This is a genomic window from Inquilinus sp. CA228, from assembly GCF_052078665.1.
Classification (GTDB): Bacteria; Pseudomonadota; Alphaproteobacteria; order DSM-16000; family Inquilinaceae; genus Inquilinus.
Map to the genome: position 1 here is coordinate 1 of NZ_JBQJIK010000047.1, position 19262 is coordinate 19262.

Consider the following 19262-nt stretch of genomic DNA (forward strand, 5'->3'; position numbering starts at 1 on the left):
GCCGGCGTCCGAGGGGGCGGGCCCGGCCGAGCCGCGCTCGATCAGCTCCGGCACGCCCAGCTGCGACGGCGGCGTCTCGCCGCGCAGCAGCGCCAGGACCTGCTCGGCCAGGCGCTCGCCGAAGGGGCGCTGCGAGGTGCGGAAGGTGGTCAGCGGCGGGTTGGCCAGCGCCGCGATCGGGATGTCGTCGCAGCCGATGATCGAGACGTCGACGCCGACCAGCAGGCCGGCGGCGCGCACCGCCTCGGCGGCGCCGAACGCCATCTCGTCATTGCCGCACAGGATCGCCGTCGGCCGCGGCGACAGCGCCAGCAGGGCCTGGGCCTGGCGCCGGCCGGTCTCGGCGGTGTAGTCGCCGCAGCGGTGCCAGGCCGGGTCGGCGGCCAGGCCGGCCTCGGCCAGCGCCTCCTGCCACCCGATCAGCCGCTGCCGGCTGGCATTGACCTGCGCCGGCGTGTTGATCAGGCCGATGCGGCGATGGCCGGGGGCGGCCAGCCAGGCGGTCGCGGCCCGGCCGCTGGCCCGGTGGTCGGCGTCGACGAAGGGCGTCTCCGGCTGCTCGCCGTCGCGGCCGAGCATGACGAAGGGGAAGTCCAGCCGGCGCAGATAGGCGGCGCGCGGATCGTCGACCCGCACCCGGGTCAGGATCACCGCGTCGACCCGCCGGCCTTCGACCAGCCGGCGCAGCACCTCGATCTCCTGACAGTCCGGCGCGGCGCCGGCGACCATCACGGCATAGCCGGCCGGCGCCAGCACCGCGTCGATGCCGGTCAGGAGCGGCAGGAAATAGCTGTCGACCAAGCCGGCGGGCGAGGGGGTCAGCAGGAAGCCGACCGCGTCGGTCCGGCCGCGGCGCAGGGTGCGGCCGAGCGCGTTCGCCATGTAGCCGACCTCGGCTGCCGCCGCCAGCACCCGCTTGCGGGTGTCGTCGGCGACGTCGCTGTGGCCGTTGAGGGCGCGGGAAACGGTATAGGTCGACAGTCCGAGCGACCGGGCGAGTTCGACGATGCCCACCCGTTTGCGATCCGCCATGCGCCCGTCCCGTCGTCAGTCCTCGAGGCCGGCGAACAGCAGCACCATGGCTGCAGTCGAGGAGGCGTCGGTGCCGCCGAGCCCCTCGCCGGTGATCGGGTCGAAATATTCGCGGAAGCCGCTGCGCGCGGCAACGGCCATGCTGTCGCGGCGGATGCGCGCCGCCAGCTCCCGCCGGCCGGCGCGCTTGATCCCGTCATACAGCATCCAGTTGACCGGCAGCGAGACCGCGCCGCGCCAGGGGCGCCTGGGATCGAATTCGGGCTGGCCGGGCTCGACGCTCGGCACCGCGACGGCAGCCTGGTCCAGCCAGCGCTCCAGCCGGGCCGGCAGGGCCGGGTGCCGCGTCGCCAGGGCCGGATCGGCGTAGAGCGGCAGCAGGCCGCCGATGCCGGGCTGGCGGATCGGCTGCCCGCTGCCGGCGTCGCGCGAATGGTAGGCGCCGTCGGCCTTGACCCAGCACGCCTCCAGCGCCGCCCGGGTCCGGGCGATCATGCGGTCGACCTCGGCCATGCCGGCGCGGTCGTCGACCATGTCGAGCAGGAAGCGCAGGTCGCGGTTGGCGCGCTGCAGGATGGCGTTGAAGCCGATATCGGCGACGCGGAACGGGGCCGGCGCGGCATCCCAGGCCGGGCTGCCCGCCATTCCGCTCTCCTCGGGATCGATGATTGCCGCCAGCCCGGTGCCCTCGGGATCCCGCGCCGCGGCGAACCAGCGGTGCCAGGCCAGCAGCTTCGGCGCCAGGGTCCGCAGGCGGGGGCGCGACCGCCGCACCCCGAAGCGCTCGAACAGATGGCGGGCGGCGGTGGTGGCGACCGGCGGGTGGGTCAGGCCGGGGGCCGCCACGCCGTCCGGGGCATCGCCGAGCTCGCCGCCATGGACCAGGAGGTGCGGCACCATGCCGTCCGGTTCCTGTCCCGCCAGCAGGGTCTCGATCTCGGTCCAGGCGCGGTCCTCGTCGAACTGGGCGAGGCCGAGCGCGGCCAGGCTGGAGTCCCAGCTCCGCTGCGCCGCGCGGGGGCTGGCGGCGGTCGGCACGGTATGGCCGCCCCGGTCATTGGCCCGGAGGACGGCGATGGCAGCCTCGGTCAGCTCTGTGGTCATGACGCTCGCGGTCGGTTTCGGCGGGCCGGCGACGGCAGCGAGTAATTATCTAAAGCTTTAGGAAAAATAAACATAAAAGCAATCCGCAGCATCCAGCCTTTACCGCGAGCCCCTTTACCGCGAGGCGGCGGACGGCCACACTGACCGGCATGAGGCGCTCGGCGTTATGCGCCCCCGTCATCGTCCTGGCGGCATGGGGGGTGGCCGCCCACGCGGCAGAGATGACGGTCGCGGGGATCACCTTCAGCGACGCGGAAGGCGGCTTCGTGCTCGAATCGGCGACCGGGACCGGGCGGCTCGACGACCCCTTCGTGGTGGTCGAGCGGATCACCGGCAAGGGCGAGGCGGCGCTCACCGTCACCGGGCTGACGCCGGCCTTCGGCAACCGGGTCGGAACCGCGCATCTGGCCGGCTTCGCCCTGGTCAAGGTGGTGCACAACGACACTGCGGAGACCTGGCGCGACTTCCCGGTCGAGCTGCAGGAGCAGCGCGGCGACCAGAGCCCCTATGGCGACGGCCTGTCCTTCGCCCAGGCGCCCGACGCGGTGCGCGGCATCCGCGCCGACCGCTTCACCGCGGCCCAGATGTATGACGAGCCGCGCGACATGGTGCTGTTCCACGACGGCACGGTGCCGCCCGGCGCGACGGTGGTGCTGCGCGTCGTGGTCACCGACAACACCCCGTCGGCGCAATTCTACGTCGTGCAGCGGCGGATCCAGCCGACCGCGTCCCTGCCGCCGCCGCGGCGCGTCGCCCGGGCCGGGCGATGAGGCGCCGCGCGGCGCTGGCCGGCCTGCTGCTGGGCCTGGGACTTGCGGGCACGGCGCGGGCGGAAGAAGTCTCGGCCGCCGGGCTGGTGTTCAGCGATGCCGAGGGCGGCTTCGTGCTGGAATCGGCCAGCGGGACCGGGCGGCTCGACGATCCCTTCGTGGTGGTCGAGCGGATCACCGGCAACGGCGAGGCGGCGCTGACCATCACCGGGCTGACCACCGGCTTCGGCAACCGCATCGCCACCGCCCATCTCACCGGCTTCGCCCTGACCAAGGTCGTGCGCAACGACACCAACCAGACCTGGCAGGACTTCCCGGTGGAGCTGGAGCGGCATCGCGGCGAGAGCAGCACCTATGATGACGGCCTGTCCTTCGCCCAGGGGCCGCATGTCACGCGGTCGATCTGGGCCGAGGGCTTCGCCTCCGGCCGGGTGGTCGACGAGCCGCATGACGGCCTGGTGTTCGAGGGCGGCGCCATCCCGCCCGGCGGCACGGTGACGCTGCATCTGGTGGTCACCGACAACATGCCGGCCGGGCCGATCTACCTGGTGCAGCGCCGCCTGGCGCCGACCGCGCTGCTGCTGCCCGGCCGGCGCCGGATGAGCGCCACGCCGTCCTAGCCGGTGGCCCGCACTGGCCTGCCCCCTGGCTGGTGGCGTCGGTCCTCGCTATATCCAACGGGCCCGGCACGACCGGCCGGGCCGGGACGAGGCCCATGCAGATCTTCCGCCACACCGAGAACCTGCCGGCAGCGGCGCGCGGCGCGGTGGTCGCCATCGGCAATTTCGACGGCGTGCATCGCGGCCACCAGACCGTGGTCGCGGCGGCCCAGGCCGCGGCGCGGCGGCTCGGCGTGCCGCTCTGCGTGCTCAGCTTCGAGCCGCATCCGCGCAGCCTGTTCCGCCCCGACGACCCGCCGTTCCGGCTGACCCCGTTCCGGATCAAGGCTCGGCTCTTGGAGGCGCTGGGCGTCGACCTGCATGTCGTGCTGCATTTCGACCGGGCCCTCGCCGCCCGCTCGGCCGAGGATTTCATTCAGACCATTCTGGTCGGAGCGATGGGCGCCCGCCATGTCGTGGTCGGCTATGATTTCTGCTTCGGCCACCGCCGCGCCGGCACGCCGGAGACGCTGACCGCCTTCGGCCGGCGGCTCGGCTTCGGCGTCACCATCGTCACCCAGGCCTCGGACGAGACCGGCGGCCTCTATTCCTCCAGCCGGGCGCGCGAGCTGCTGGCTGCCGGCGACACCCACGGCGCCGCCGAGATCCTGGGCCGGCCCTGGGAGATCGAGGGCCGGGTCGAGCATGGCGACAAGCGCGGCCGCGAGCTCGGCTTCCCGACCGCCAATGTCGAGCTCGGCGACTTCCTGCGCCCGGCCTACGGCATCTATGCCGTGCGCTGCGCCGTGGACGAGGGCGGACCGCTGGCCTGGCATGACGGCGTCGCCAATCTCGGCATCCGGCCGATGTGGCGGACCGAGACGCCGCTGCTCGAGGCCTATCTGTTCGACTTCTCCGGCGACCTCTACCACCGCCATCTGCGGGTGCAGCTGGTGGAATGGCTGCGCGGCGAGGAGACATTCGACTCGCTCGAGGCCCTGATCGCCCAGATCGACCGCGACTGCGAGGCCGCCCGGCAGGTGCTGGCCCGGTAGCGCGCCTCTCCCCTGCGGCATCGCCATCGGCCGGCTACAATCGGCGGCGATGGTTCGAGTCGGTTTCTATTCCGCATTCCGGGGAGAATTCAGCGATGGCCTACATTGAGGGCACGAACGGCAATGATGTCCTGTTCGGTACCAGCGGCGACGACACTGTCATAGCGCGGAATGGCGACGACCATCTGTACGGTAGTGCCGGGGCTGATTTTTTCGACGGTGGACTCGGCGTGGACACGATCGACTATTCACTATCCGCCGGCCCGGTCACCGTCGGTCCTCAAAGCGGATCCAGGGGCGATGCCGCAGGCGACTCGCTTTACAACCTCGAGATTCGGATCGGGTCGAATTTCAACGATATTTTGCAGGGCACCGATCCGTCGATAAACTTTGGTGATGGAACGGATGTGCTGGAGGGCGGCGGCGGCGCGGACGTCCTGGACGGGCTCGGCGGCATCGACACCGCCAGCTACGAGCATTCCGCCGCCGCCGTCACCGTCGGCCTCTCCACCGGGCTCGCTTCCGGCGGCGACGCCCAGGGCGATGTGCTGACCGGCTTCGAAAACCTGCGCGGCAGCGCCTTCGCCGACACCCTGGTCGGCGATACCGGCAGCAACGTGCTGGAAGGGGGCGCCGGGGCAGATACGTTCTATGGCGGCGCCGGTGTCGACACCGTGTCCTACGCCCATTCGGCCGCGGGGGTGCGGGTGGATCTCGGCTCTGGGATCGCTTACGGCAGCGACGCCACGGGCGACACCTTCAACAGCATCGAAAACCTGATCGGGTCGGACCATGACGACGTGCTGAGAGCCGGCCCTGTCGCCAGCACGCTGTCGGGTGGGGCGGGCAACGACATCCTCAGGGCCAGCATAAGCGACCCCGGCGATATCTTGGCCGATATCTTCGATGGCGGTTCCGGCTTCGACATGGTCGAGTACACCAACACCGGCGTCGGCTTTGCGTTTGTCGATCTGCACCTCGGCACCGGTCTCGTCGGCGCCCAGGACGATTTCTTCATCAGCATCGAGGGCCTTACCGGGACGACCGTGGAGGACAGGCTGCTCGGCAACGACGCCGACAACATCTTCTACGGCATGGAAGGCAACGACATCCTCTCGGGCCGGGAAGGCGCCGACATCCTGTCCGGCGGCGCCGGGGCCGACCAGCTGGACGGCGGCAGCGGCAGCGACATCGCCAGCTACTACACCGGCATTCTCGGGGTTTCGGTCAACCTGACGACCGGCACGGCCAGCGGCGGCGATGCCCAGGGCGACACGTTGACCAGCATCGAGGGCCTCTCCGGCAGCAACCTCGGCAATGACAGCCTGGCCGGGAACGCCGGCGCCAATGTGCTGCGCGGCTGGGGCGGCGACGATGCCCTCACCGGGGCCGGCGGCAAGGACGCGCTCCTCGGCGGCGCCGGGGCCGACCGCTTCATCTACGGCAGCGTGTCCGACAGCGCGGTCGGCGCCGGTGCCGACGTGATCCGCGACTTCAGCCACGCCCAGGGCGACCGCATCGACCTGTCGGCGATCGACGCCAGCACCGGCACCGCCGGGAACCAGGCCTTCACCTTCATCGGCACCGCCCTCTACACCGGCGTCGCCGGCCAGTTGCGCACCCACTCCGATGGCGCCGTCACCACCATCGCCGGCGACGTCAATGGCGACGGCGTCTCCGACTTCCACATCCAGCTCATCGGCTCCATCGGCGTCGTCGCCGGCGACTTCGTGCTGTGACCGCACCGGGCCGGGCGGCGCTGCCGTCCAGCCCGCGACTCCGCGCGCCTTGACCCCGGGCGCTGGTCCGGTACGATGGCATCCATGCGCAAGTCGGCCGCCCTGCTCCGAATTATCCGCCCGGCCCTCTGACGGGGGTCGGGTCACCGCGCCGCGCGCACCCCTCGCATCATGCCGCTCCCCGGCCCATCGGGTCGTCCGGCTGGCATCCGATCGTCAAAGCGGGTATTGAGCCCCGCGTGGATCCACGAGCCCTCATGTCATGACCGCCCAGCCTGCCGAGACACCGGCCGCCGCCGCCGCCCCGGCCGCGCCCGATTACCGATCCACCGTCTTCCTGCCGAAGACGGACTTCCCGATGCGTGGCGGCCTGCCGCAGAAGGAGCCGGAGCTGCTGGCCCGCTGGGCGGCGAACGACCTGCTGGACCGGATCCGCGCCGCCTCGAAGGGCCGGGAAAAATTCGTCCTGCATGACGGCCCGCCCTACGCCAATGGCGACATCCATATCGGCCACGCGGTCAACAAGATCCTGAAGGACCTCGTCGTCCGCACGCGGCAGATGCTGGGCCGGGATTCGGTCTATGTCCCGGGCTGGGACTGCCACGGCCTGCCGATCGAGTGGAAGATCGAGGAGAAGTACCGCCAGGCCGGCCAGGACAAGGACGCGGTGCCGGTGCTGCAGTTCCGCGAGGAATGCCGCGCCTTCGCCCGCCACTGGGTCGGGGTCCAGTCGGAGCAGTTCCAGCGCCTCGGCGTGATGGGCGACTGGGCCGACCCGTATCTGACCATGACCGACCCGGCCGAGGCGCAGATCGTCCGCGAGATCCACAAGTTCCTGCTCAACGGCGGGCTCTACCGCGGGCTGAAGCCGGTGCTGTGGTCGGTGGTCGAGAAGACCGCCCTGGCCGAGGCCGAGGTCGAGTACCAGGACATCACCTCGGACATGGTCTGGGTCCGCTTCCCGGTGACCAAGGCGTCGCGGCCGTCGCTCGACGGCGCGGCGGCGGTGGCCTGGACCACCACGCCCTGGACCCTGCCGGCCAACCGCGCCATGGCCTATGGCCCGGACTTCGAATACGGCGTCTACCAGGTCGACACCGTGGCCGAGGGCAGCCTGGCTCGGCCGGGCGAGACCCTGCTGCTGGCCACGGCGCTGGCCGAGACGGTGGCGAAGGACCTCGCCGTCACCGGCTGGACCTGCATCGACAGATTCCCAGGCTCGGCCCTGGCCGGCAGCGTCGCCCGCCACCCGCTGGCGGGGCAGGGCTATGATTTCGAGGTGCCGTTCCTGCCCGGCGGCCATGTCACGGTCGATGCCGGCACCGGCCTGGTCCACACCGCGCCCAGCCACGGCGCCGACGATTTCGACCTCGGCCGCGCCCACGGCATCGCCGCCACCGAGACGGTGACCGAGGACGGCAGCTACCATGTCAGCGTGCCGCTGTTCGCCGGCCATGTGATCTATCGGCCGGACGGCAAGAAGGGCGACGCCAACAAGGTCGTCACCGCGGCGGTCGACGCCGCCGGCGGCCTGCTGGCCAAGGGCCAGATCCGCCACTCCTACCCGCACAGCTGGCGGTCCAAGGCACCGCTGATCTTCCGCGCCACGCCGCAATGGTTCATCTCGATGGAGACGAACGGGCTGCGCGAGACGGCGCTGGAGGCGCTGCGCCACACCCGCTTCGTGCCGGAGCAGGGCTACAACCGCCTGTCTTCGATGATCGAGAGCCGGCCGGACTGGGTGATCAGCCGCCAGCGCGCCTGGGGCGTGCCGATTGCGATCTTCGTCGACAAGGCGACCGGCGAGCCGCTGCGCGACACCGCGGTGTGCCAGCGCATCGCCGCGGCCTTCGAGCTCGAAGGCGCCGACGCCTGGTACAAGCACGACGCCCAGTTCTTCCTCGGCAACACCTTCAAGGCCGAGGACTACGAGCAGGTCCTCGACATCGTCGACGTCTGGTTCGAATCCGGCTCGACCCACGCCTTCGTGCTGGAGCAGCGGCCGGATCTGAAATGGCCGGCCGACCTCTATCTCGAGGGCTCGGACCAGCATCGCGGCTGGTTCCACTCCTCGCTGCTGGAAAGCTGCGGCACCCGCGGCCGGGCGCCCTATGACGCGGTGCTGACCCATGGCTTCGTGCTCGACGAGCAGAGCCGCAAGATGTCGAAGTCGCTCGGCAACGTCGTCGCGCCGCAGACGGTGGTCGACCAGTCCGGCGCCGACATCCTGCGCCTCTGGGTGGTCTCGACCGACTACTCCGAGGATATGCGCGTCGGCAAGGAGATCCTGAAGTACCAGGCCGACGCCTATCGCCGGCTGCGCAACACGCTGCGCTACCTGCTGGGCGCCCTCGACGGCTTCCAGGACAGCGAGCGGCTGCCCGCCGCCGAGCTGCCGGAGCTGGAGCGCTGGGTGCTGCACCGGCTGTGGGAGCTGGACGGCACCATCCGCCGGGCGATCGAGGCCTACGACTTCCACGCCATGTCGACGGCGCTGCACAATTTCTGTGCCGTCGACCTCTCGGCCTTCTATTTCGACATCCGCAAGGACTCGCTGTACTGCGACCGGCCGGACGATCCGCGCCGCCGCGCCGTGCGCACCGTGCTCAACATCCTGTTCGACCACCTGACGGTCTGGCTGGCGCCGATCCTCTGCTTCACGGCGGAGGAGGCGTGGCTGGCCCGGCATGGCGACGGGCCGGAGGTCAGCGTCCATCTCCGCACCTTCCCGGAGGTGCTGGAAGCCTGGCGCGACGACGCCGTGGCGACGCGCTGGGCCCGGCTCCGCGACCTGCGCCGCGTGGTCACCGGCGCGATCGAGCTGAAGCGCGGGGAGAAGCAGATCGGCTCGTCGCTGCAGGCCCATCCGGTGGTGCATGCCGGTGCGGCCGAGGCCGAGCTGCTGCGCAGCCTCGACTTCGCCGAGACCTGCATCACCTCGGGCCTGACGGTCGAGACCGGCGCGGTGCCGGATGGCGCCTTTGCCCTGGCCGACGTGCCGGGCGTGGGCGTGGTCGTCTCTTCGGCCGAGGGCCATCGCTGCGAGCGCTGCTGGAGGGTCCTGCCGGAGGTCGGCACGGTCGCGGCCCATCCCGACCTGTGCAACCGCTGCGCCGATGCCGTCGCCGCCGGGGCCTCGGCATGACCCATGCGCGGCTGTTCCGGCGCGGCCTGGGCATCGCCTTGCTGATCCTGATCGCCGACCAGATCAGCAAATGGTGGGTGCTGAAGGGCGTGTTCGGGCTGGCCGAGCCGATCACCACCGCCAGCTGGGCGCCGCCGATCCGGATCACCGGCTTCCTCGATTTTGCCATGGTCTGGAACTATGGAATCAGCTTCGGTCTCCTTGCCGGCGACACGCCGCTGGCGCGCTGGGGGCTGTCGGCGGTCGCGGTCGCCGTCGTCGCAGGCCTTCTGGTGTGGCTTGCGCGCAACGATCGTGGCCTCGTCGCCTTCGGCGTCGGGCTGATCATCGGCGGGGCGATCGGGAACGTGATCGACCGGCTGCGCTTTGGCGCCGTCGCCGATTTCTTGCATTTTCACGCCGGGGAGTATTCCTTCTGGGTGTTCAACGTGGCCGACAGCGCGATCAGCATCGGGGTGATGCTGCTGATCGCCGACAGTCTGTTCGGCCGGCGCACGCATCCGGTGACGGCGCAGCAGAGGGATCGATCGTGAACGGGCAGTCTCGCTTTCTCCAGTCTACCTCTCTTCCTCAGCCCGCCCGGGCGCGGCGGGGCAGGCTGGTCACGCTGACCGGCCTGATCGTTGCCACCCTGGCCGTCGCCGGCTGCGGCGGCAACCAGACGGTGCAGGAGATGATCGGCTATGACCGTTCGACTCCGGACGAGTTCGCGGTGATGCCGCGCGCGCCGCTGGCCATGCCGACCTCGATGGAGGAGCTGCCGGCGCCGACGCCCGGCGCGCCGCGGCCGCAGGAGGCCCAGCCGCGTGAGCAGGCTGAGGCTATCCTGTTCGGCCAGGGCCAGAAGGTGATGCGCGGCGAGGCCGCCCCGACCGCGACCGGCCCCGGCGCTGCCGCTGTGCTGGCCAAGGCCGGCCAGGCGCAGCCGGACATCCGCTCGACCGTCGACCAGGAGACGACCCAGATCGCGGCCAGCGAGGACGGCCTCGTCGACCGGCTGATGTTCTGGAACTCCAAGCCGCTGCCCGGCACCGTTGTCGACCCTTACAAGGAATCGGCGCGGCTCAACACCAATGCCGATGCCGGCAAGCCGCTGACCACCGGCGACACGCCGATCATCATCCGCCGGCGCGAGGCGCCGCTCGAGAGCCTCGTCCCGAGCTTCTGAGGGTTGTGAGTTCCACGGGCCGGCCACTGCCGGCCCGTCTTCCTTGATCCGACACGCTGCCGCACCGGAGGCGCCTGCCCATGTCCGATCTGACCCGCTCGCCCGCCTGGACCGCGCTCGACGCGCACCGCAAGGCGATGGAGGGCGTGCATATGCGCGACCTCTTCGCCGCCGACCCGAAGCGCTTCGACCGCTTCTCGCTGCGCCTCGGCGAGGTCCTGCTCGACTATTCCAAGAACCGGGTGACCGAGGAGACGCTGGGCCTCCTCTTCGCCCTCGCCCGGCAGCAGGACGTCGAGGGCTGGCGCGACCGCATGTTCGCCGGTGACCTGATCAACGGCACCGAGCACCGCGCCGTGCTGCACACCGCGCTCAGGGCCGATCTGTCCGGCTCGGTTGCCGTCGACGGCGAGAACGTGCTGCCCGAGGTGGCGGCGGTGCTGAAGCACATGCGCGAATTCTCCGACGCGGTGCGCGACGGCAGCTGGACCGGCCACACCGGCAAGCCGATCACCGACGTGATCAACATCGGCATCGGCGGCTCCGACCTCGGCCCGGTGATGGTGTCCGAGGCGCTGCGCCCCTACCAGCATCCGCGCATCACGCTGCACTTCGTCTCCAATGTCGACGGCACCCACATCGCCGAGACGCTGAAGCGGATCGACCCCGAGACCAGCCTGTTCCTGATCGCGTCGAAGACCTTCACGACGCAGGAGACGCTGACCAACGCCCACACCGCGCGGCGCTGGTTCCTGCATTCCGGCGCGCCGGAGGCGGCGATCGCCAGGCATTTCGCCGCGCTGTCGACCAACGCGGCCGAGGTTTCGAAGTTCGGCATCGACACAGCCAACATGTTCGGCTTCTGGGACTGGGTCGGCGGCCGCTACTCGGTGTGGTCGGCGATCGGCCTGCCGGTGATGATCGGCATCGGCGCCGACGCTTTCGAGCGCTTCCTGGCCGGCGGCCGCGCCATGGATGCGCATTTCCGCTCGGCGCCGCTGGAGCAGAACCTGCCGGCGGTGCTGGGCATCCTCGGCGTCTGGTACGGCAATTTCTGGGACGCGCAGACCCACGCCGTGCTGCCCTACGACCAGTATCTGCACCGGCTGCCGGCCTATCTGCAGCAGGCCGACATGGAGTCGAACGGCAAGTCGGTCGACCGCCAGGGCCACCGGGTCGACTACCAGACCGGGCCGGTGATCTTCGGCGAGCCCGGCACCAACGGCCAGCACTCCTTCTACCAGTTGATCCACCAGGGGACGAAGGTGATCCCCTGCGACTTCATCGCCCCGGTCGAAAGCCACAACCCGGTCGACGACCACCACCCGATCCTGTTGTCCAACGTGCTGGCCCAGACCGAGGCGCTGATGGTCGGCAAGACGCCGGACCAGGTGCGGGCGGAGCTGGTCAAGTCCGGCCTGTCCGGCGCGGCGCTGGAGGCGTTGCTGCCGTTCAAGGTGTTCGAGGGCAACCGCCCGTCCAACACCATCCTGGTGCGGACCATCGACCCCTACACGCTCGGCCTGCTGGTCGCGCTCTACGAGCACAAGATCTTCGTCCAGGGCACGATCTGGAACATCTACTCCTTCGACCAGTGGGGGGTGGAGCTGGGGAAGCAGCTGGCCAAGGCGATCCTGCCCGAGCTGCTGGGCGAGACGGCGCCGGGCGCGCATGACGGCTCGACCCTCGGCCTGCTCGCCGCGATCCGCGACTGGTCGTGATCCCGGCCGGCCGATCCATATCGAATGCATATGGATCGGCCGGAATCACACTATTGGACATGATGGCGGCCTCGGCTCATCTCTAGGGCAATTGCCCCGCGAGCCGAGGACACGCCATGGCCGACTGGAACCCAGCCCTCTACCGCCGCTACGAGGACGAGCGCACGCGCCCGGCCCGTGACCTGCTGGCGCGGGTCGAGCTCGACCCGCCCGGCCGCCCGCTGGTGATCTACGATCTCGGCTGCGGCCCGGGCAATTCGACCGAGCTGCTGGTCGAGCGCTTCCCGGAGGCGGAGATCACCGGCATCGACAGCTCCGAGGCGATGCTGGCCGATGCCCGCGCCCGCCTGCCGGGCTGCCGCTTCGAGCGGCACGACGTCGCCACATGGCAGCCGCCGCAGGCACCGGACCTGATCTATGCCAACGCCACGCTGCAATGGGTGCCGGGACATGAGGCGCTGGTGCCGCGGCTGTTCGGCCTGCTGGCGCCCGGCGGCGTGCTGGCGGTGCAGATGCCCGACAACCGCGAGGAGCCGACGCACCGGCTGATGCGCGCGGTGGCGGGTGAGGGGCCGTGGAAAGAGACGATCGGCGAGGCCGCGCTGGTCCGCACCAAGATCCTGCTGCTCGACGCCTATTACGACCTGCTGGCGCCGCTCGCCGCCGAGACCGATGTCTGGCGCACCGCCTACCAGCACCCGATGGCGTCGCCGGAGGCGATCGTCGACTGGGTGCGCGGCACCGGCCTCCGGCCCTTCATCGACCCGCTGACCGAGGCCCAGCGCGCCGGCTTTCTCGACGACTACACCCGCCGCATCGCCGAGGCCTACCGGCCGAAGGCGGACGGCAGGCTGCTGCTGGCCTTCCCGCGGCTTTTTGTCGTCGCCCGCCGCCCGCGCTAGCTCTTCCCCGCGTCGCGGCGGGGCACCACATGGCAGGGACAGACCACGACGATGGAGCCCGCCATGTCGATCACCCACCTCGCCGCGATCGGGTCGCTGCTCAGCGCCCTGCTCCTGCTCGCCGCCTGCCAGGGCGTCGAGGTCAAGCCCGCCTCGCGTGGCGGCTCCAGCCTGGGTGCGGGCAGCAGCGGCCATGATTGAGGCCCCCGCGATCCCGTGACAGGATCGCGGCATGGCTTTCCACCTCTGCCGCACTTGCGGCACCCAGTACCCCGACAGCGCGGCACCGCCCGCCGCCTGCCCGATCTGCGAGGACGAGCGCCAGTTCGTGCCCGAATCCGGGCAGAGCTGGCTGACGCTGGAGGAGCTGCGGCGCGGCCACCGCAACGTCTTGACGGCGATCGAGCCCGGCCTCGACCAGGTCCTGGTCGAGCCGGAATTCGGCATCGGCGAGCGCGCCTTCCTGATCCGGCTGCCCGCGGGCGGCGTGGTGATGTGGGACTGCGTGGCGCTGATCGACGATGCGACGGTGTCGGCGATCCGGGCGCTGGGCGGCCTCCGCGCCATCGCCATCTCGCACCCGCACTACTACACCACGATGGTGGAATGGGCGCAGGCCTTCGGCTGCACGGTGCATCTCCATGCCGATGACCGGGAGTGGGCGCAGCGCCCCGACCCGGCGCTGTCCTTCTGGTCGGGCGAGACCCTGGCGCTGGCCGACGGCCTCACCGTGATCCGCTGTGGCGGCCATTTCGTCGGCGCCGCGGTGCTGCATTGGGCGGCGGGGGCGGAGGGGCGCGGCGTGCTGCTCAGCGGCGACACCATCCAGGGCCTGCCGGACCGGCGCTGGGTGTCCTTCATGTTCAGCTACCCGAACCTGATCCCGCTGCCGGCCCCGGCGGTGCGGCGCATCGCCGACGCGGTGGCGCCCTTCGCCTTCGACCGGCTCTACGGCGCCTTCGTCGGACGGCAGGTCAGGGCGGATGCCCGTGGCGCCGTGCTGCGCTCGGCCGAGCGCTATATCCGGGCGATCCAGGGCGGTTGAGGCCGCCCGGCTTCATCACCCTGTCATCGCGGGCATGGCAAACGGTCGGGGCATGCTGCGGCGCGTCCCGGACATGCCACATCCGAGAGGGGGAACAGAATGCGATTTGGCAAGACGATCGCGCCGGCCGTCGCCGCGGCGCTCGGCATCGTTGTGCTCGCCGGCCCGGCCCTGGGCCAGACGGTCACGGTCCGCTTCGTCCACACCAACGACATCGACCGGATGGAGGAGCGCGACGGTCGCGGCGGCTTCGCCCGGCTGGCCGGCGCGGTGGCGGCGGAGCGGGCGCGGCCGGGCCGGACCATCTTCATCCACACCGGCGACACGCTGTCCCCCTCGCTGCTCTCGGGCATCGACAAGGGCCGCCACATCATCGACCTCCTGAACCGGATTCCGGTCGATCTGTTCGTGCCGGGCAACCATGATTTCGATCTCGGCCCGCAGGTCTTCCGCGACCGGCTGGCCGAGGCGCGCTTCGACATCGTCTCCTCCAACATCCGCGAGCCGGACGGCCGCGCCCCGGCCCACACCATCGACGACAAGATCATCGACGTGGACGGGATCCGCATCGGCTTCTACGGCCTGACCACCGAGGACACGCCGATCGGGTCGAGCCCGGGCGAGATCACCTTCGAAGGCTCGATCGACACCGCGAAGCGCAAGGCGGCGGAGCTGCACGGCAAGGGCGCAGACTTCATCGTCGCCATGGTGCACACGCCGCTCGCGGTCGATATGGGCCTGCTGCGCGGCGGCTTCGCCGACCTGGTCCTGTCCGGCCATGACGAACACCTCCTGACCTATTTCGACGGCAAGGGCGCGCTGGTCGAATCCCAGACCGAGGCCAATTTCGTCGTCGTCACCGAGGCGACCATCACCAAGTCGGTGGAGCAGGGCGGGACCGACATCGACTGGTGGCCCGCCTTCCGCATCGTCGACACCGCCACGGTCACGCCCGATCCGGCGATCGCCGAGGTGGTCGCCGCCTATGGAAGGCAGCTCGACAAGGCGCTCTTGGTCGAGATCGGCGTGACCGAGACGCCGCTGGACAGCCGCCGTGCCAGCGTTCGCACCCAGGAGACCGCGATCGGCAACCTGATCGCCGATGCGATGCGCGCCGCGGTCGGCGCCGACGTCGCCCTGTTCAACGGAGGCGGCATCCGCGCCGACCGGGAATACAGGGCCGGCGCCGTGCTGACCCGCAAGGACATCCAGTCGGAGCTGCCCTTCGGCAACCGGACGGTGAAGCTCGAGGTCACCGGCGCGGTGCTGCGCCGGGCGCTGGAGAACGGCGTCAGCCAGGTGCGCGAGGTCGGCGGACGGTTCCCGCAGGTCTCCGGCATGGCGATCGAGGCCGATCTCGACCGGCCGGTCGGCGAGCGGCTGCGCAGCGTCACCGTCGGCGGCGCGCCGCTCGACCCCGCCCGGACCTACACCCTCGCCACGCCGGACTTCCTCGCCCGCGGCGGCGACCAGTACGCGATGCTGGCCGAGGGACGGCCGATCGTCACCGAATCCGACGCCCAGATCATCGCCAACCAGGTCATCGACTATGTCGCGGCGCAGGGCCGGGTCGCGCCCAAGGTCGAGGGCCGGGTGAAGCTCCTGCCCTGACCGGCCTCCAATAAATCGGACGTCCGGTCGTCAAATCGGTCGGGGCCTCCAGGATCGCGGCGGCCCCTCCGATGGCGCGGAGGAAAGTGCGGTGCGCGGCCGGGCGCGCCTTGCGCCGAGTCCGCGGCTGCGAAATGGTCGCGCCACGCCGACCCCCTCGCCGCGGAGCGCGATCCATGACGTCCTCGACCAGCCAGGCCATGCCGATGAACCCGATGATGGGCATGATGCCGAACATGATGCCCCAGATGATGCAGGGCATGATGCCGATGATGGGCATGATGCCCAACATGATGTCCGGGATGATGCCGGGCATGATGCCCCAGATGATGCCCCAAATGGCGATGATGGGGGGCATGATGCCGGTCATGATGTGCAAGATGACCTGCAAGACGACCCCGACCGGCATGACCTGCGAGATGATGCCGATGGACGGCATGAGCATGGAGATGTTCACCGAGGCCTGCCGCCGGATGATGGCGATGATGGGCGGCGGCATGCCCGTGATGATGAGCTGCGGCGGCATGCCGATGATGGTGGGCATGCCGGAGATGGCGGCCTGATCTTCTGCCGGCGCGGCCTCTGCCGCGTTGTTCTCGTTCACACGTCCGGGAGCAAGGGCGGCCGGCGCCTCGGCGCGGCCGCCCTAACGATTCCGGGTGATCAGGACCGGAACCAGGCTTGTTCGCCGTCGATGTTCAAGAGGAACGCGTCGATCCGCTCGGCTCCATCAGGCGAAACCAGGGCGAGACCGAGCGCTTCGATGCGCTCATAGGCCTGTTCGAACTGCGATCCGTCGTCGGCCTTGAGGGCCTGCAGGGACGCCGCGAACAGCGGTTCCACCGCAGAGAAGGCGGGAGCAGGCTCGAAGCGGCAATAGTCGAAAGGAAAGTCGCTGTGCGTCCAGCGCAGCGTGCCCAGCACAGTGCCGCCCTGGACCAGCAGCCAGCGATTCATCAGGATCCGACCGACTCTACATAGGTCATGACCAGGTACATGACCGCCTTGTCGGCGCTGGGGTTGCGGTAGCTGTGCGGCACGTCGGCCTCGAACAGGATGGCGTCGCCGGGGCCGAGGCGATGGCGCTCGGCGCCGACCGTGATCTCGACCTCGCCCTGCGCCACCACCAGGTTCTCGGTCGTGCCCGGCGCATGCGCCTCGGCATCCTCCTGCCGCCAGGGCGCCAGCAGCAGCTCGTAGAACTCGACCTTGCGCTCGCCCTCATAGGGGAAGAGCGCGCGGGAGACGAAGCTGCCGTCGGTCGAGGTCAGCACCTTGGCGTGGCGCGCCCGCAGCACCGTGGTGCCGCGTGCCTCGGGCCCGGTCAGCAGGCTGGAGAAGGGCACGTCCAGCGCCTTCGCCACCTTCCAGACAACGCCGATGGTCGGGACGGAGCGGCCGTTCTCGATCTGGCCGAGCATGGCCCGGCTGACCCCGGATTTCTGGGCGAAGCGCTCCAGCGACAGGCCCTGGCGGGTCCTCAGCCGACGCAGATTCTGGCCGAGAGCCAGCGACAGGTCATGGGCCGTATCGGCGCCGTTCGCCTCGTCTGCAGGCTTGGCGGCGGTCTTGTCGGTGGCGGGCTCGTCGGCGTCGGTCCCGGCCAAGGTCATCCTCATCAGCCTGCCGGCTGGGTCGGCCAGGCGACGGGCATGGTCGGCAGCAGCGGCATCCACACCCACATTACCGGAAAAGCCATCGCCTGTGTCGGGTCGACCGCAGGCGCGGCCGCCCTCGCGCGCTGGGCGCGGTACTGGGCCAGGTCGACGACGTTGGATGTCCGGGCAGGCAAGGGCATGATCAACCTCCGCTGACTGTCATATCTGTTATTGCAGAAGAAAAGTCAATATCGCGGCGGTGTTATTTATATTTCATACAAAATAAATATGTTGATTTGAGGTCGGCCCGCTTGCTCCTCCAGCCGCTTCGCCGCATCCTGCCCCCGCTACATCGGACATAAGGGGACGACGCATGGCTCGCAGGATCGTGATCACCGGCGCCGGGGCGGGGCTGGGGCTGGAGCTGACGCGGTGGTACGCGGCGCGTGGCGACACCGTGGTCGGCGTGGTCCGCAGCGACGCGGCCGATTTCACGGCGGCGGCCGGGCCGGACAGCATCCTGGTGCGCGGCGACGTCACCGACCAGGCCTGCGCCGACCGGCTGCGCCAGGTGCTGGCGGAGCGCGCGCCGGCGGTCGACCTGCTCTACAACAACGCCGGCATGTCCGGCCGCGGGGCGCAGCTGGCCGGCATCCGGATCGAGGATGTGCAGCAGGCGCTCGATGTCCACTGCCTGGCGGCGCTGCGCATCAGCCAGGCGGCGATCGACGCGCTGCTGGCGGCGGAGCGGCCGGCCATCGTCAATGTCAGCAGCCGGCTCGGCTCGATCGGCCGGGTCGCGGCCGGCGATTTCGACCATCTCGGCATCGCCTACGCCACCCGCATCTCCAAGGCGGCGCAGAACATGCTGACCGCCTGCCTTGCCCGCGAATTCGGCCCGCGCGGCCTCGCCGTCTACGCCGTCCATCCCGGCCGGATCCGCACCAGGATGGCCAGCGCCGACGCCGATCTCGAGGCGCCGGAGGCGGCGGCGCGCCTGGCCGGCTGGGTCGACCGCATCCGGCCGGACCGGCCGGTCTTCTACGGCGAGCCGGAGCTCGGCACCTTCCCCTGGTAAGCGGACTCTTTTTTCTGGCCCGGCCCTGAAACTTTCCCGGCACGCGCCCCGTAAAGGCTCCCCGTCCCGGTCATCCGGCGACGCAACCGAGAGGGAGAACCCGAAATGCGTGTCGTTCGAATCGTCTCCAGCGCCATCGGCGCCTGCCTTTTCCTCGCCGCGGCCGGCCCGGCCTTCGCGGAAGACACCGTGATGGTCGGCGGCGCCGCGATGTACCCGAGCAAGACCATTGTCGAGAACGCGGTCAACTCGAAGGACCACACCACCCTGGTCGCGGCGGTCAAGGCGGCCGGGCTGGTCGACACCCTGAACGGCGCGGGCCCCTTCACCGTCTTCGCCCCGACCAACGCCGCCTTCGGCAAGCTGCCCAAGGGCACGGTCGAGACCCTGGTGATGCCGGAGAACAAGGCGATGCTGACCACGATCCTGACCTATCACGTCGTGCCCGGGCGGCTGACCGCGGCCGACCTGATGAAGGCCGTCAAGGACGGCAAGGGCAAGGCCATGCTGAAGACGGTCGAGGGCGAGGACCTGACCGTCGGGTGGAAGAACGACCGGCTCGAGGTGGTCGATGCCAAGGGCGCCACCGCCTGGGTGACGATCCCCGACGTGCTGCAGTCGAACGGCGTGATCCACGTCGTCGACACCGTGCTGATGCCGTAGTGACCGGCGAGGGGGGCGTCGCGGCCGGGGCG

The 19262-nt window shown here is 70.3% G+C and carries 20 protein-coding genes; 16 read left to right on the plus strand and 4 right to left on the minus strand.

The features are described from left to right. Both ACTOWL_RS22620 and ACTOWL_RS22625 read right to left on the minus strand, forming a co-directional pair. Nucleotides 1–1032: LacI family DNA-binding transcriptional regulator (locus tag ACTOWL_RS22620; RefSeq protein WP_441323530.1), on the minus strand; the 1032-nt coding region annotated here is incomplete at its 3' end. Between the two features lie 15 nt (nucleotides 1033–1047). Continuing rightward, nucleotides 1048–2136 carry an MGH1-like glycoside hydrolase domain-containing protein gene (locus ACTOWL_RS22625; protein ID WP_441323531.1) on the minus strand — a complete coding sequence of 363 codons (1089 nt, stop codon included), beginning with the start codon at nucleotides 2134–2136 and terminating at the stop codon, nucleotides 1048–1050. 221 nt (nucleotides 2137–2357) lie between these two features. Here ACTOWL_RS22625 and ACTOWL_RS22630 point away from each other — a divergent pair, with 221 nt between their 5' ends. From ACTOWL_RS22630 to ACTOWL_RS22690, 13 genes are all read left to right on the plus strand, one after another. Next, on the plus strand, nucleotides 2358–2906 hold the full coding sequence (locus tag ACTOWL_RS22630) for a hypothetical protein (protein WP_441323532.1): 549 nt from the start codon (nucleotides 2358–2360) through the stop codon (nucleotides 2904–2906). Next, nucleotides 2903–3526: a hypothetical protein gene (locus tag ACTOWL_RS22635; RefSeq protein WP_441323533.1), complete on the plus strand. Its 624-nt coding sequence runs from the start codon at nucleotides 2903–2905 to the stop codon at nucleotides 3524–3526. The genes ACTOWL_RS22630 and ACTOWL_RS22635 overlap by 4 nt, the downstream gene beginning before the upstream one ends. A 95-nt stretch (nucleotides 3527–3621) precedes the next feature. Continuing rightward, entirely contained in the window at nucleotides 3622–4560 is a 939-nt protein-coding gene (locus ACTOWL_RS22640) for a bifunctional riboflavin kinase/FAD synthetase (RefSeq protein WP_441323534.1), read from the plus strand. Between the two features lie 95 nt (nucleotides 4561–4655). After that, complete coding sequence (locus ACTOWL_RS22645) at nucleotides 4656–6299, plus strand: calcium-binding protein (RefSeq protein WP_441323535.1); 1644 nt, start codon at nucleotides 4656–4658, stop codon at nucleotides 6297–6299. A 262-nt stretch (nucleotides 6300–6561) separates the two neighbouring features. Continuing rightward, complete coding sequence (gene ileS, locus ACTOWL_RS22650) at nucleotides 6562–9444, plus strand: isoleucine--tRNA ligase (RefSeq protein WP_441323536.1); 2883 nt, start codon at nucleotides 6562–6564, stop codon at nucleotides 9442–9444. Further along, complete coding sequence (gene lspA / locus ACTOWL_RS22655; RefSeq protein ID WP_441323537.1) at nucleotides 9441–9977, plus strand: signal peptidase II; 537 nt, start codon at nucleotides 9441–9443, stop codon at nucleotides 9975–9977. Before ileS ends, lspA begins: the two co-directional genes overlap by 4 nt. Then, nucleotides 9974–10612 carry a DUF3035 domain-containing protein gene (locus ACTOWL_RS22660; RefSeq protein WP_441323538.1) on the plus strand — a complete coding sequence of 213 codons (639 nt, stop codon included), beginning with the start codon at nucleotides 9974–9976 and terminating at the stop codon, nucleotides 10610–10612. The genes lspA and ACTOWL_RS22660 overlap by 4 nt, the downstream gene beginning before the upstream one ends. 80 nt (nucleotides 10613–10692) lie before the next feature. Beyond that, nucleotides 10693–12333 (plus strand): glucose-6-phosphate isomerase, encoded by a 1641-nt coding sequence (gene pgi, locus ACTOWL_RS22665; RefSeq protein WP_441323539.1) that lies wholly within the window; start codon nucleotides 10693–10695, stop codon nucleotides 12331–12333. 116 nt (nucleotides 12334–12449) lie between these two features. Next, nucleotides 12450–13235 (plus strand): trans-aconitate 2-methyltransferase, encoded by a 786-nt coding sequence (gene tam / locus ACTOWL_RS22670; RefSeq protein ID WP_441323540.1) that lies wholly within the window; start codon nucleotides 12450–12452, stop codon nucleotides 13233–13235. 63 nt (nucleotides 13236–13298) lie between these two features. Next, the gene (locus ACTOWL_RS22675) at nucleotides 13299–13436 is read left to right on the plus strand and encodes a hypothetical protein (RefSeq protein ID WP_441323541.1); all 138 of its coding nucleotides are present in this window, start codon (nucleotides 13299–13301) and stop codon (nucleotides 13434–13436) included. 31 nt (nucleotides 13437–13467) lie between these two features. After that, the gene (locus ACTOWL_RS22680; RefSeq protein WP_441323542.1) at nucleotides 13468–14280 is read left to right on the plus strand and encodes an MBL fold metallo-hydrolase; all 813 of its coding nucleotides are present in this window, start codon (nucleotides 13468–13470) and stop codon (nucleotides 14278–14280) included. Nucleotides 14281–14379: 99 nt separating this feature from the next. After that, on the plus strand, nucleotides 14380–15891 hold the full coding sequence (locus ACTOWL_RS22685; protein WP_441323543.1) for a bifunctional metallophosphatase/5'-nucleotidase: 1512 nt from the start codon (nucleotides 14380–14382) through the stop codon (nucleotides 15889–15891). A gap of 200 nt (nucleotides 15892–16091) precedes the next feature. Continuing rightward, nucleotides 16092–16454, plus strand: coding sequence for a hypothetical protein (locus ACTOWL_RS22690; protein WP_441323544.1), 363 nt, complete (start codon nucleotides 16092–16094; stop codon nucleotides 16452–16454). A 100-nt stretch (nucleotides 16455–16554) separates the two neighbouring features. Here ACTOWL_RS22690 and ACTOWL_RS22695 read toward each other — a convergent pair whose 3' ends face one another. Beyond that, a complete protein-coding gene (locus tag ACTOWL_RS22695; RefSeq protein WP_441323545.1) occupies nucleotides 16555–16848 on the minus strand; it encodes a hypothetical protein in 294 nt (97 codons plus the stop codon). Beyond that, nucleotides 16848–17498 carry a helix-turn-helix domain-containing protein gene (locus ACTOWL_RS22700; RefSeq protein ID WP_441323546.1) on the minus strand — a complete coding sequence of 217 codons (651 nt, stop codon included), beginning with the start codon at nucleotides 17496–17498 and terminating at the stop codon, nucleotides 16848–16850. Before ACTOWL_RS22700 ends, ACTOWL_RS22695 begins: the two co-directional genes overlap by 1 nt. Nucleotides 17499–17543: 45 nt before the next feature. Here ACTOWL_RS22700 and ACTOWL_RS22705 point away from each other — a divergent pair, with 45 nt between their 5' ends. The 3 genes from ACTOWL_RS22705 (at nucleotide 17544) to ACTOWL_RS22715 (ending at nucleotide 19230) form a co-directional block, all read left to right on the plus strand. Beyond that, nucleotides 17544–17705 (plus strand): hypothetical protein, encoded by a 162-nt coding sequence (locus ACTOWL_RS22705; protein ID WP_441323547.1) that lies wholly within the window; start codon nucleotides 17544–17546, stop codon nucleotides 17703–17705. A gap of 157 nt (nucleotides 17706–17862) precedes the next feature. Next, on the plus strand, nucleotides 17863–18567 hold the full coding sequence (locus ACTOWL_RS22710; RefSeq protein WP_441323548.1) for an SDR family NAD(P)-dependent oxidoreductase: 705 nt from the start codon (nucleotides 17863–17865) through the stop codon (nucleotides 18565–18567). A gap of 105 nt (nucleotides 18568–18672) precedes the next feature. Further along, nucleotides 18673–19230 carry a fasciclin domain-containing protein gene (locus ACTOWL_RS22715; protein ID WP_441323549.1) on the plus strand — a complete coding sequence of 186 codons (558 nt, stop codon included), beginning with the start codon at nucleotides 18673–18675 and terminating at the stop codon, nucleotides 19228–19230. The last annotated feature ends 32 nt before the right edge of the window (nucleotides 19231–19262 follow it).